The sequence below is a fragment of the Pseudomonas uvaldensis genome, from assembly GCF_021271205.1.
GTDB classification, from domain to species: domain Bacteria; phylum Pseudomonadota; class Gammaproteobacteria; order Pseudomonadales; family Pseudomonadaceae; genus Aquipseudomonas; species Aquipseudomonas uvaldensis.
The window spans coordinates 159,648-172,892 of the sequence record NZ_JAIWKS010000005.1 but is presented as its reverse complement, the minus strand read 5'-3'; the positions used below and the strand labels follow the sequence as shown (position 1 = coordinate 172,892).

Sequence of the window (13,245 nt, the reverse complement as noted above, 5' to 3'; positions counted from 1 at the left end):
TTCCGGCCTCAAGCCTCAGCCGCATCCTTGATCAGGTGCGCCGCCAAGGTGCGCAACGGGCCGAGCTGGCGGCAGATCAGCGCCAGTTGCGTCTGCACCAGTCGCTGGCCTTCATCGATTTCGTCGGGCATCTGTTCGAGCTCATTGGCCAGGGCTTCTTCCTCATCGCTCTGGATCGCGATGGGCGTCTTGCTGGTCAGGCCCTGGGCGATCTCGTCGATGCTGGAGGCCAGCTTCGCCCCGGCCCCCTCGATCAAGTGTTCGCGCACGTCGCCCGGCAACTCCGTGCCCCGGTGGGCGCCCAGGCCCGAGAGGTAGCTGAGCAGCGTGTGCGACAGCACCAGGAAGCGGAACCCGACGTCGGCCTCCTTACGGAAATGCCCCGGCTCCATCAGCATGTTCGCCAGGGTGGTAGACAGCGCGGCGTCAGCGTTATGGGCGTTGCGGCGGGCCAGGCGGTATGCCAGGTCATCGCGCTTGCCGGCGGCGTATTGCTGCATGATCTGGCGCAGGTAAATGCTGTTGCAGGTCAGCGTATTCGCCAACACCTTGTTCAACCGGCGACCCTGCCAGTCCGGCAGGAACAGGAACACCGCCAGCCCGGCGATCAGGCTGCCCAGCAGGGTATCGAACAGACGCGGCAGCAACAGCCCATAGCCGTCGCCGACCTGGTTGAAGCAGAACAGCACCATGATGGTGATCGCGGCCGTCGCCAGGGTGTAGCGGGTCGTGCGATTGGTGAAGAACACCACCCCGGCGGCAATGGCGAAGCACGATTGCACCAACGGGTTGGGAAACAGGTCGAACAGCGCCCAGGCCACGGTCAGACCAATGGCGGTGCCGATGATCCGCTGGCCGAGCTTGCGTCGGGTCGCGCCGTAGTTGGGTTGGCAGACGAACAGGGTGGTGAGGATGATCCAATAGCCCTGGGAAGGGTGGATCAGATGCACCATGGCGTAGCCGACGCTCAGCGCCAGGGGCAGGCGCAGAGCATGGCGGAACAACAACGAGGTGGGCGTGAGCTGGGTACGCAGGCGTAGCCAGACATCCTTGAGGTTACGCGGCGAGCGGTCGAGCAGGCTGCTATCGGTGGCATCGGCCAGAGCGTCGGGGTTGCTGGCATCGCTGAGCAAACGGTCCATGGTGCCGAGGTTCGCCGCCAGTGCCCGCAACGAACGCAACAAGCCACGCCAGGCCGGGTTGCTCTGGATACGCAAGTGTTCGAGGGACGCGTGCAGGTCGTTGAGGGCTTCTGCAAACGTGTCGTCGTAGATGAACGGCTGGCGCATCTGAATCGACTCGGCGAGGGCCTGGCAGGCCTTGCCTTGCTGGCGCAACAGGCGTTGGCAGCGAAAGAGCACGTCGCTGTGGAAGAACGCCTCGGCCAACGCGTTGTAAGGGTAGTGGGATGAGCTGGCGCGTTCGTGGATATCCTGGGCGAGGAAATACAGCTTCAGATAGCGGCTGACCTTCGAACCCGGCCGGCCATTGCCGACGCGGTGCAGGATGATTTCCTTCGCCGTGTTGAGAGCCGCCACTACCCGGCCGTTCTGTTGGGCCAACTCCAGACGACGGGCTTCGATGTCCAGTTGGCGAATCGGTTCGAGCAGCGACGATTTGAGTTTCAGGTAGCGACCCAGCTCGCGAAACAACCGCGCCAGGCTCTGTTGCACCGGCTGATTGGAAAACAGCACGTGCCACAGCACCGACAGCATGCCGTACCACGCGGCACCGGCCACCAGCAGCAGGGGCTCGTGCCAGAAGTCATTGACCGCGCCGCCACGCTGGTCCACGCCGATCATGGTGTAGACCGAAAGAATCAACGTGGCCGAGGCAATCGCGCCGTAGCGTTCCCCCAGGGCGCCGAGCATGGTCAGGCCAAAACTCGCCAGGGCCAGGGCGAAGATGAACAGAACGGGGTAGGGAAACAGCAGTTCCACGGACAACGCGGCGACGCTGAAGCAGACCAGGGTCACGGCAAGTGCGTTGAGGCGGCCCTGCCAGTTGTCATCAGTCTCGGCCAGGGCGCTGGCGATGATGCCCAGGAACAAGGGGATCAGCAGGGTCATTTCGTCCAGGTACCAGCACAGCGCCATGCTGCCGGTCAGGGCGATGAATACCCGCACGCTGTAGCTGAATTTATCCAACGCCCAAAGGCGACGCAGAGACTGACGGAACGAGGTCGATGACATGAAATGCACAGGCCTGACGGGCAATGACACTAAATTGAGGCAGTAATGACGCCGACGCAATGGGGGCGATCACATCCGACAGCAAAAAGTGTTCCGGTGCGTGTGGATACGATTTCTAAAGCACTACCGGCCCCCTTGTGGGAGCGGGCTTGCTCGCGAATGCAGTGTGTCAGCCGGCATCTGAATTGGCTGATACACCGCCTTCGCGAGCAAGCCCGCTCCCACAGGAGATATTCGCCAGCATTCAGACGTACTGCGCCGCCGCATACCCCGATGCCCACGCCCACTGAAAGTTGAACCCGCCCAGGTGGCCGGTGACGTCCAGCACTTCGCCAATGAAATACAGGCCAGGGCTTTTCAGCGATTCCATGGTTTTGGAGGACACTTCCCGCGTGTCGACGCCGCCCAGCGTAACCTCGGCGGTGCGGTAGCCTTCGGTGCCGGCCGGGATGACGTTCCAGCTCGCCACCTTCTCGGCGATGTCCGCCAGCTCCGCGTGGGTGTACTGCTTCATGGGCTTGGAGACGAACCAGGTGTCGGCCAGCAGGTTGGCCATTTTTTTGGTGAACAACTCGCCCAACAGGGTTTTCAGCTCACTGTTGGGGCGCTCGGCCTGCTGTTGTTGCAGCCACTGCGGCACGTCGTGATCCGGCAGCAGGTTGATCTGCACCGTATCGCCTGGCTCCCAGAACGACGAGATCTGCAGGATCGCCGGGCCGCTGAGACCACGATGGGTGAACAAAATGTTCTCGCGAAAGCTCTGGCCGTTGCAGCTCACCAGGCAGTCCACCGACGTGCCGGAAAGTTCGGTGCACAGCGTCTTGAGCTGATCGGTAATGGTGAAAGGCACCAGTGCGGCGCGGGTCGGCAGCAGTTGGTGGCCGAACTGCCTGGCCACCTGATAACCGAAACCGGTGGCCCCCAGGGTCGGGATCGACAGTCCGCCGGTGGCGATGACCAGGGATTGGCAGGCGACGGTGCCGAGGGTGGTTTGCAGAAGATAGCCGCCGTCGGTTTTTTCGATCTGCTCGATGGAGGTGTCCAGGTGCAGGCGCACACCGGCCTGGTCGCACTCGTCCAGGAGAATGCCGAGGATGTCGCTGGACTTGTTATCACAGAACAACTGACCGAGTTTCTTCTCGTGATAGGGCACGCCGTGCTTGGCCACCAGGGCGATGAAATCCCACTGGGTGTAGCGAGCCAGGGCTGATTTGCAGAAATGCGGGTTCTGCGAAAGAAAATTGCCCGGTTCCGTATACATGTTGGTGAAATTGCAACGCCCGCCACCGGACATGAGGATTTTCTTGCCGGCCTTGTTGGCGTGGTCCAGCAACATGACCTGTCGACCGCGCCCGGCGGCGGTCATCGCGCACATCAACCCCGCGGCGCCAGCGCCAATGATCACGACTTCGGTAGAGCGCAAAACGGTGTCCTCTCAAATCGCCACACAACTAAATAGGTGGGAGCGGGCTTGCTCGCGAAGGCGGCGTGCCAGTCAGCATTGAATAGACTGATGCACCGCTTTCGCGGGCAAGCCCGCTCCCACAAGAGGATCTTCGGTGGATTGAAGATCGCTTCTACAAAATCCGCACCCGCAACGACCGCCCCTTGATCTTGCCTTCGTTCAGGCGCTTGAGCGCCTGCTTGGCGATGCCGCGTTCCACGGCCACATAGGCCTGGAAGTCGAAGATCGCGATCTTGCCGACCTGGGTGCCGGGAATGCCGGCTTCACCGGTCAGGGCGCCGAGGATGTCGCCGGGGCGGACCTTGTCCTTGCGTCCGGCGGCGATGCACAAGGTGCTCATGGCCGGCAGCAGCGGGCCGCCGCCCTGGGGCTTGAGGTTGTCCAGTTGATCCCAATTCAGCGGAGACTTCTGTAACTGTTCGATGGCCTGGGCGCGGTGTGCTTCGGACGGCGATACCAGGCTGATAGCGATGCCTTTTTCACCGGCGCGTCCGGTGCGGCCGACGCGGTGGATGTGGATTTCCGGGTCCCGGGCCAGTTCGACGTTGATGACCATGTCCAGGGCATCGATGTCCAGGCCACGGGCCGCCACGTCGGTGGCCACCAGCACCGACGTGCTGCGGTTGGCGAACATCGCCAGCACCTGGTCACGGTCGCGCTGTTCCAGGTCGCCATGCAGGCCAACGGCGGAAATACCCTTGGCCGTCAGGTGATCGACGGTTTCCTGCACTTGCTGTTTGGTGAAGCAGAACGCCACGCAAGAGGCCGGGCGGAAATGCGCCAGCACCTTGATCACGGCCTCCATGCGCGCTTCAGGGGATATTTCGTAGAAGCGCTGCTCGATCTGCGCGTCGGAGTGCAGGGCCTCGGCCTTTACTTGCTGCGGATCGCGCATGAATTTGGAGGCCAGCTGCTTGATGCCCACCGGGTACGTGGCGGAGAACAGCAACGTCTGACGGCGTTCCGGAGTCTGCTGGATGATGTCTTCGATGGCGTCGTAGAAGCCCATGTCGAGCATGCGGTCGGCTTCGTCGAGCACCAGCGTGTTCAGACCGTCGAGCACCAGCGTGCCCTTGCTCAGGTGTTGCTGGATGCGTCCCGGGGTGCCGACGATGATGTGGGCGCCGTGTTCGAGGGAGGCGATCTGTGGGCCGAAAGACACGCCGCCACACAGGGTCAGGATCTTGATGTTGTCTTCGGCCCGGGCCAGGCGACGGAGTTCCTTGGCGACCTGGTCGGCCAGCTCGCGGGTCGGGCACATCACCAGCGCCTGGCAACCGAAGTAGCGCGGGTTGATCGGGTTCAGCAAGCCAATGCCGAAGGCTGCGGTCTTGCCGCTGCCGGTCTTGGCCTGGGCGATCAGGTCCATGCCCTTGAGGATCACCGGTAAGCTTTGCGCCTGGATCGGCGTCATCTGGGCATAACCGAGCGATTCGAGGTTAGCCAGCATGGCGGCGGACAGCGGCAAAGTATTGAAAGCGGTGGCGATGGTGGTCACGGGGCGGGCCTGCAAAACAAAATGTCGCGCAGTGTAGCAGCCTCGTGCCACTTCCTTCGAACCTTCTGGACGAGCTGTGCATTCAAAATTCTAGTGCTCGATATGCTCATCGGGACGCTTGCGCCGCCGGCCATCCTCCTTCGACAACTGGGAAAAAATCGTCGCCGCCAACATCGCCATGATCCCCACCGTCACGAAGGTCAATTGGAACGCGCCCAGTACTGTGTCCACGCCGTCATTACCGACCTGGGCCGTGAAACCACCGAGCAGGGCACCGGCACAGGCCACGCCCAGGCTCAGGGACAGTTGCGCCACCACGGACAGCAAACTGTTGCCGCTGCTGGCGCTGGCGTCGTCGAGGTCGATCAGGGTCACGGTGTTCATCGCCGTGAATTGCAACGAGTTGATCGCCCCCAGCACCGCCAGTTGCGCCAGGAGCAGCCAGTACGGCGTCTGTTCGCTCACCAGGCCCATGCTCGCCAACATGATGCCCAAGGCCAGGGTATTGCCGGTCAGGACGATGCGGTAGCCCAGACGCTCAATCAACGGTCGAGCGACCGACTTGGCGACCATCGCCGCCGCCGCCAGGGGCAGCATGCTCATCCCGGCCTGGGATGGCGAATAACCCAGGGCGACTTGCAGCAACAACGGCACCAGGAACGGCAAGGCGCCGCTGCCCAGGCGTGCGAACAGGTTGCCGAGGATGCCCACCGCGAAGGTCCGGGTCTTGAACAGCGAGGGCGGGAACAGGGCGTTTTCGACGTGTCCGGCCCGCACCCAGTAGGCGGCGAGGCAGGCCATGCCGCCAAACAGCAGCAGCATCACCCGCAGGTGCGGCAAATGCAGTTCACCCAAGCCTTCCATGGCGATGGTGATCAATACCATCGCCGCGCCGAACAGCAAGAAGCCCAGCCCGTCGAACCGCGTGCGTTCGGAGCCGCGCAGGTCCGGGATGAACTTCCATACGGCATAACAGCCGATCACGCCCACCGGCAGGTTGATGAGGAAGATCCAATGCCAGGTCAGGTATTGCACCATCCAACCGCCCATGGTCGGGCCGATCAACGGGCCTAGCAGGCCGGGGATGGTGATGAAGCCCATGATCCGCACCAGTTCCGAGCGCGGGTAGGCGCGCAGCACCACCAGCCTGCCGACCGGCAGCATCAGCGCGCCGCCCAGTCCCTGGATGACCCGGGCGCCAATCAGCATGCTCAACGAATTGGACAGGGCACACAGCAGCGAGCCGAAGCTGAACAGCAGGATCGCCCCGAAGAAAATTTTCTTCGTGCCGAAGCGGTCGGCGATCCAGCCCGAGGCCGGGATCAACAACGCCACGGTGAGCATGTAGGCGATGATCACGCCCTGCATGCGCAGCGGGTTTTCCGCCAGGTCAGTGGCCATGGCGGGCAGGGCCGTGTTGAGAATGGTCCCGTCCAGGGACTGCATGAAGAAGGCGATCGCCACTACCCAGGGGAGCCAGCGGGCAGTGACGGCATCAAGCGGGGCGCGGTTGGGCATGGGGCCTCTTGGGTGTCAGAGGATGGGTGGTGGCTTCATCGCGGGCAAGCCTTGCTCCCACAGGTGTTGAACATGGCCTTGCATTCCATCTGTGGGAGCAAGGCTTGCCCGCGATGCTTTTTTACAGGGTCAGGGTCAAGCGTTTGATCAAGGCTCCGGGCAACAGCATCGAGGCCGTGGCCCGTTGGCTGTAGGTGCTGGCCGAGAGCAGAAGTTCCCGCTCCCGGGTCAGGCCTTCGAGCTGCGAACCCAGCAGGCTGTAGACGCTGTCGTCGAAGCGCATGGTGCTGACCGGCGCCACAATCCGGCCATTCTCGACCCAGAACGTGGCGAAGCGGGTCATGCCGGTCAGGCGGGCGGCGGCTTGATCCGAGTAGTTCAGGTACCAGAGATTGCTGATGTACAACCCGGTGCCGAGCTGCTCAAGAATGTCCTTCTGGGCCAGCTGACCTTCTTTCATGTCCAGCGCCGTGGGGTACTCGTAGCTGCTTGCACCGTTGGCGGCGAGGCCATATTCGGCGGCGCTGCGGGAGTTGACCAAGCGATCGAGCGCCGTGCCTCTGGCGATCAATGCCAGGTCGTCGCGCGGATAACCTTCATCGGAGAACGCCGGGCTCAGTGAGCCACTGACCTGCTCGCGCAGCCACACATTGGGGTTGAAATGCGCTTCGCCGGCATAGAACTTCTGCAACGGGCTCTGCTTGCTGCCAATCGCTTGGGCCGAGAAACCGCCCCAACTGAGCATGCCCATGATTTCTTCCAACGCGGCCGGCGCCAGATAGGCGCGGTACTCGCCGGGTGGCAGCGTACGCAGCGGTTGACCCAGGAACGCCAGTTGCTGGCGTGCCAGTTCGAAGCGCTGGGCAAATCCTTCGGTGCTCCACTGGTGTCCGGCGTAGCTGGCTTTCACGGCCTGGCCGTTTTCGTGGAACAGACTGAAGTCGAAGTTGAAGCTGTTGGCTTGATGCCAGCCGAACGCGCCCGCAGAGCTGGCGAAGCCACGACTGATGGGCCCGGCGGCATAGATTCCCACCAGATCCAGGCCCTGGGCGGCGCCAGTGATTTCGGCAACGGCCTGTTCGGTGTCCGGTAGCGGATGGGCCTGTGTGTTGTCGCTTTGCCAGTGGTTGGGGTTGAGCAGCAGGTACGGATCGGCTGGCAGCAGCGGCAGGGTATCGCGCAGCTGTTGCAGCCCTTCGGACAGGCGTTGCAGGTCCGTTGCGGTGTCGCCGGACAAGGTGATCTGCAAATCGGCATGGCGACCGTCGTCGATCAGTTTGAAACTTACGTTGGCCTGCTGCACCTGCCCGGCCTGACGGACCTTGCCATGGTTGAAGCGCACGAAGGCCGAGGATTCTGCGGCGTAGCCAAGGGTGAACTGTTCGGACGCACGCAGTGCACCGTGCAGCCAGTCGACCAGCGTCTTGAACGCCTCGGCCTGATTATTGACGGTACTCATCAGGCGTCCCCCCCAAACACATCAACGTTGCTGAACACGCACGCCGGCGATGCATGGCCGACGCGGATGACCTGGTTCGGCTCACCCTTGCCACAGTTCGGCGTGCCGAGGACCTGTCGAGTAGCGGCATCGCCCACGGCCCGCAGGCTCTTCCAGAACTGCGCGGAAATGCCCCGGTAGTTGGGGTTTTTCACCACGCCCTTGAGTTCGCCGTTCTCGATCAACTGTCCCCATTCACAACCGAACTGGAATTTGTTCCGCGCATCGTCGATGGACCAGGAACGGTTGGTGCGCATCAGCACGCCGTGCTCGATGCCCTGGATCAGTTGCTCCAGAGTCTGATCGCCCGGCTCGATGTTGAGGTTCGCCATGCGATCGATGGGCGGGCGGTTCCAACCACAGGCGCGGCTGTTGGCGACACCGTCCAGGCCAGCACGCAATTGCGACAGCGCACCTCCCAGTGGACGCAGCAGCAGGCCTTCGCGGATCAGGAACTGTTTGCTGGCGGGGCTGCCGTCATCGTCATGGCTGTAGCTGGCCAGTTCCTCGGGAATGTCCGGGTCGAAAGTCACGTTCAGCAGGCTGGAGCCATACTGCAGGTGCCCGAAATCACTGGTCTTGACGAAGCTGGTGCCGGCGTAATTGCGCTCGTCTCCCAGGATCCGGTCCAGCTCCAGTGGATGGCCGATGGATTCGTGGATCTGGAGCATCATCTGGTCGGGCATCAGCAACAGGTCCCGAGGGCCTTGCGGGGTGTTCGGTGCCAGCAGCAGTTGTAGGGCCTGGTCGGCGATCTTCGGTCCGGCGCCGACCAGGCCGCAACGCTGGATGACGTCGAAGCCGCCCTGCTGGCCGAAGTTCTCGCGCCCCAGGGTGCGGGTCTGGCTGTCATGGCCGTCGAAGGCGGTGACTGCCAGGGCCGGGTAGATGAAACGTTGGGCCTGGCGCAGTTCGGCGCCGGCGCTGTTGAGGTAGATCTGCTCGACCTGGGTCAGGCCGATGCTGACTTGCCAGTTCACCAGGCGCTCGTCCCGGGGGACCGCTGCCGATTCGTCGCCCAGCAGTTGGAAGCAATCGCTCAGCGAGGGGAACGCCTGGTCGAAATGGGGCGAGAAGTAATCGGCGCGATCGGTGGACGCCCTTTGTTCGCGCAGATCGAGCAAGGCATGGGGCTTGAGTCGGCGGGCTTGCTGCTCGGCCCGCTCCAGCGCCGCTTGCAGGCCGGCCTGGGACAAGTCGTTGGTGGCCGCGTAAGCCTCGATACCGTTCACCCGGACGGTAAGCATCGCGCCTTCGTCACGGTTCAGGCTGGGCGGTTCGGCGATGTTCTTGCGTACCGACAGATGCTGGCCGGACTCGCGCACATAACGCAGGGAAAAAAATTCGGCGCCCGTGCGCAAGGCAGCGAAGCGCTGCTTGAGCTGGGGGTGGAAGTCGAACATGGAACCTCCTTGTTGGAAGTGACGGTGCAGCGAGGTGTGGCGCATTGACGCGGCGGCTCTAGATTAGGCCTGGGGTGGGGGAGGGATCAAGGAGCAAGGGGGTGTGGATGTCAGGGCGGCACCGGATTAGTATTCACCGCAGATCCCTGTGGGAGCGAGCTTGCTCGCGAAGGGCGGTGTGACAGGCGGTGAAGACGTTGAATGTGCTGACCTCTTCGCGGGCAAGCCCGCTCCCACATTTTGATCGGTGTCGGACACAAGATTTGTACCCGACACCATTCCTTGTGGGAGCGAGCCTGCTCGCGATGGCGGTGTGACAGTTACTGCGCGGTAGGGCCGACTTCCCGCAATGGCTTGCCACGCACGGGGGCGTCGCCGGCCACGTAGTACGGCGCGGTGCTGCGGGGCAGGGGCTGGCGGCCGCGAATCTTGTCGGCGATTTTCTCGGCCATCATGATCGTCGGCGCGTTCAGGTTGCCAGTGGTGATGATCGGCATGATCGAAGCATCCACCACACGCAAGCCTTGCAGACCGTGCACGCGACCTTCGCCATCTACCACGGCCATGTCGTCGGTGCCCATCTTGCACGAGCAGGACGGGTGGAACGCGGTTTCGGCGTGTTCGCGGATGAACTGGTCCAGTTGTTCATCGGTCTGCACGTCGATGCCCGGGCTGATCTCGCGGCCGCGGAACGCATCGAGCGCCGGCTGTTGCATGATTTCGCGGGTCAGGCGGATGCCGTCGCGGAATTCTTGCCAGTCCTGCTCGGTGGCCATGTAGTTGAACAGGATGCTCGGATGCTGGCGCGGGTCCTTGGACTTCAGTCGGATCCGCCCGCGGCTCGGCGAGCGCATGGAGCCCATGTGCGCCTGGAAGCCGTGTTCCTTCACACCGTTGCTGCCGTTGTAGTTAATCGCCACCGGCAGGAAGTGGTACTGGATGTTCGGCCAATCGAATTCCGGGCGGGTGCGGATGAAACCGCCGGCCTCGAACTGGTTGCTGGCGCCGATGCCGGTGCCGTTGAACAGCCACTCGGCACCGATGGCCGGCTGGTTGTACCAGAGCAGCGAGGGGTACAGCGAGACCGGTTGGGTGCAGGCGTATTGCAGGTACAGCTCGAGGTGATCCTGCAGGTTCTCACCGACGCCCGGCAGGTCGTGGACCACCGGGATGTCGAGGCTCTTGAGCAACTGGGCGGGACCGACGCCAGAGCGTTGCAGAATCTGCGGGGAGGCGATGGCGCCAGAGCACAGCAGCACTTCCCGGCGGGCGCGGGCCTCGACGCGCTCTTCAGCGGCACCTACCAGGTAACGCACGCCCACGGCACGCTTGCCTTCGAACAGGATCTTGTCGGTCAGGGCATGGGTGATGATGGTCAGGGTCGAGCGCTTCTTGGCGACGTCCAGGTAGCCACGAGCGGTGCTGGCGCGACGGCCGTTCGGCGTGACCGTGCGGTCCATCGGGCCGAAGCCTTCCTGCTGATAGCCGTTGAGGTCTTCGGTGCGTGGGTAACCGGCCTGGACGCCGGCTTCGACCATGGCCTGGAACAACGGGTTGTTGCCGGGCTTGGGCGTGGTCACGCTGACCGGACCGTCGCCGCCGTGGTAGTCGTTCGGGCCGATGTCACGGGTTTCCGCCTTGCGGAAATACGGCAGGCAGTCCAGGTAGGTCCAGTCTTCCAGGCCGGGTAGCTTGGCCCAGTTGTCATAGTCCAGGGCGTTGCCCCGGATGTAGCACATGCCATTGATCAACGAAGAGCCGCCCAGGCCCTTGCCGCGACCGCATTCCATACGGCGGCCGTTCATGTGCGGCTCCGGGTCGGTCTCGTAGGCCCAGTTGTAGCGCCGGCCTTGCAGCGGGAACGCCAGGGCGGCGGGCATCTGGGTGCGGAAGTCCAGGCGATAGTCCGGACCGCCGGCTTCGAGCAGCAGGACGGTGACGCCTTCGTCTTCGGTCAGGCGGGTTGCCAGGGTGTTACCGGCCGAGCCGGCACCGATGATGATGTAATCGAATTCTTGGGACATGAAATGTACCCTCTGTTAATGGGTTCAGGTCAGGGCCGAGGAGTGCTTTGCACTCCATCGCGAGCAGGCTCGCTCCCACATTGAATGGGGGACTCCTGTGGGAGCGATCCTGCTCGCGATGACGGCCGCATGGGCGACGCCGATTCAGAACACCGACGCGTAATCGCCCAACTCGACCTGTACCGATTTGATGCGCGTGAAGTTGTTCAGCGAGCTGATCCCATTCTCGCGGCCCACGCCCGATTGCTTGTAGCCACCGACCGGCATCTTGGCGTCGGATTCGCCCCAGGCGTTGATCCAGCAGATACCGGCTTCCAGTTGATGGATGATGCGGTGGGCGCGGTTGAGGTCGCGGGTCACGACACCGGCAGCCAGGCCGAAATCAGTATCGTTGGCGCGGCGGATGACTTCTTCCTCGGTGTCATAGGTGAGGATGCTCATCACCGGGCCAAAGATTTCTTCGCGCACGATGGTCATGTCGTCGGTGCAGTCGGTGAACACCGTCGGAGCGACGAACGCGCCCTTGGCGAACTCGCCGTCGGTCAGGCGACCGCCGCCGCATAGCAGGCGTGCGCCTTCGGCCTTGCCTTTCTCGATGTAGCCCAACACGCTCTCCATGTGGGCGAAGCTCACCAGCGGGCCGAAGTTGGTGTTTTCGTCCTCTGGATTGCCCACGCGGATGCGCGCCACGCGTTCGGCGATCCTGGCTTCGAATGCAGCCTTGAGATGGCTCGGTACGAACACGCGGGTGCCGTTGGTGCAGACCTGGCCGGAACTGTAGAAGTTGGCCATCATCGCGGTGTCGGCGGCGCGATCCAGGTCGGCGTCGTCGCAGATGATCAACGGTGACTTGCCGCCCAGTTCCATGGTCACGTCCTTGAGCGAAGAGCTCGAAGCGCTGGCCATGACTTTCTTGCCGGTGTCGGTGCCGCCGGTGAAGGAGACTTTCTCAATGCGTGGGTGTTCGGTCAGCCAGGTACCGACTTCACGGCCGCTGCCGGTCAGGACGTTGAACACACCTGCCGGGACGCCCGCTTCGGTATAGATCTCGGCCAGTTTCAGGGTGGTCAGCGAGGTCACTTCGCTTGGCTTGAAGATCATCGCGTTGCCGGCCGCCAGGGCCGGAGCGGATTTCCACAGGGCGATCTGGATCGGGTAGTTCCATGCGCCGATGCCGGCCACCACGCCCAAGGGTTCGCGACGGGTGTAGACGAACGAAGTGTCGCGCAGCGGGATCTGCTCGCCTTCGATGGCGGGTACCAGGCCGGCGTAGTACTCCAGCACATCGGCACCGGTGACGATGTCCACGTAACGGGTTTCGGAATAAGCCTTGCCGGTGTCCAGGGTTTCCAGGGCAGCCAGCTCATCGTTGCGCTCGCGCAGGATGTCCACGGCGCGGCGCAGGATGCGCGAGCGCTGCATGGCGGTCATGGCCGCCCAGACTTTCTGACCCTTTTCGGCGCTGACCACGGCGCGCTCGACGTCTTCCTTGGTCGCGCGTTGCACCAGGGCGAGCACTTCACCGTTGGCCGGGTTGATGGCTTCGAAAGTGGCGTCGCCGCTGGCATCGCTGTACGCGCCATCGATGTAGAGTTTTTGCAGTTCGAAACGGGCCATAAAGTCCTCGCAAGTGCATAAGTGGTTGGC

Annotated in this window: 8 protein-coding genes; all 8 read right to left on the bottom strand. The window is 63.1% G+C overall.

Annotated elements, in window-relative coordinates; all coding sequences use genetic code 11:
- Positions 1 to 8: 8 nt before the first annotated feature.
- Positions 9 to 2,192 carry a YccS family putative transporter gene (gene yccS, locus LCU97_RS13105; RefSeq protein WP_053156067.1) on the bottom strand — a complete coding sequence of 728 codons (2,184 nt, stop codon included), beginning with the start codon at positions 2,190 to 2,192 and terminating at the stop codon, positions 9 to 11.
- Positions 2,193 to 2,436: 244 nt separating this feature from the next.
- Positions 2,437 to 3,615: a BaiN/RdsA family NAD(P)/FAD-dependent oxidoreductase gene (locus LCU97_RS13100; protein ID WP_232776717.1), complete on the bottom strand. Its 1,179-nt coding sequence runs from the start codon at positions 3,613 to 3,615 to the stop codon at positions 2,437 to 2,439.
- Between the two features lie 154 nt (positions 3,616 to 3,769).
- Entirely contained in the window at positions 3,770 to 5,107 is a 1,338-nt protein-coding gene (gene dbpA / locus LCU97_RS13095; RefSeq protein ID WP_232776973.1) for an ATP-dependent RNA helicase DbpA, read from the bottom strand.
- 138 nt (positions 5,108 to 5,245) lie between these two features.
- The gene (mdtD, locus tag LCU97_RS13090) at positions 5,246 to 6,673 is read right to left on the bottom strand and encodes a multidrug transporter subunit MdtD (RefSeq protein WP_053156073.1); all 1,428 of its coding nucleotides are present in this window, start codon (positions 6,671 to 6,673) and stop codon (positions 5,246 to 5,248) included.
- 121 nt (positions 6,674 to 6,794) lie between these two features.
- Positions 6,795 to 8,132 (bottom strand): TldD/PmbA family protein, encoded by a 1,338-nt coding sequence (locus LCU97_RS13085; protein ID WP_232776715.1) that lies wholly within the window; start codon positions 8,130 to 8,132, stop codon positions 6,795 to 6,797.
- Positions 8,132 to 9,574 carry a TldD/PmbA family protein gene (locus LCU97_RS13080; RefSeq protein WP_232776712.1) on the bottom strand — a complete coding sequence of 481 codons (1,443 nt, stop codon included), beginning with the start codon at positions 9,572 to 9,574 and terminating at the stop codon, positions 8,132 to 8,134. The genes LCU97_RS13085 and LCU97_RS13080 overlap by 1 nt, the downstream gene beginning before the upstream one ends.
- Before the next feature lie 320 nt (positions 9,575 to 9,894).
- The gene (betA, locus tag LCU97_RS13075; protein WP_053156081.1) at positions 9,895 to 11,598 is read right to left on the bottom strand and encodes a choline dehydrogenase; all 1,704 of its coding nucleotides are present in this window, start codon (positions 11,596 to 11,598) and stop codon (positions 9,895 to 9,897) included.
- A gap of 144 nt (positions 11,599 to 11,742) precedes the next feature.
- On the bottom strand, positions 11,743 to 13,215 hold the full coding sequence (gene betB / locus LCU97_RS13070; RefSeq protein ID WP_053156084.1) for a betaine-aldehyde dehydrogenase: 1,473 nt from the start codon (positions 13,213 to 13,215) through the stop codon (positions 11,743 to 11,745).
- Positions 13,216 to 13,245 lie beyond the last annotated feature (30 nt).

Excerpts from the sequence above, each read along its gene's own strand:
- yccS (WP_053156067.1), bottom strand. The coding sequence starts at position 2,192 with ATGTCATCGACCTCGTTCCGTCAGTCTCTGCGTCGCCTTTGGGCGTTG.
- dbpA (WP_232776973.1), bottom strand. The coding sequence starts at position 5,107 with ATGCTGGCTAACCTCGAATCGCTCGGTTATGCCCAGATGACGCCGATC.
- mdtD (WP_053156073.1), bottom strand. The coding sequence starts at position 6,673 with ATGCCCAACCGCGCCCCGCTTGATGCCGTCACTGCCCGCTGGCTCCCC.
- LCU97_RS13085 (WP_232776715.1), bottom strand. The coding sequence starts at position 8,132 with ATGAGTACCGTCAATAATCAGGCCGAGGCGTTCAAGACGCTGGTCGAC.
- LCU97_RS13080 (WP_232776712.1), bottom strand. The coding sequence starts at position 9,574 with ATGTTCGACTTCCACCCCCAGCTCAAGCAGCGCTTCGCTGCCTTGCGC.
- betA (WP_053156081.1), bottom strand. The coding sequence starts at position 11,598 with ATGTCCCAAGAATTCGATTACATCATCATCGGTGCCGGCTCGGCCGGT.
- betB (WP_053156084.1), bottom strand. The coding sequence starts at position 13,215 with ATGGCCCGTTTCGAACTGCAAAAACTCTACATCGATGGCGCGTACAGC.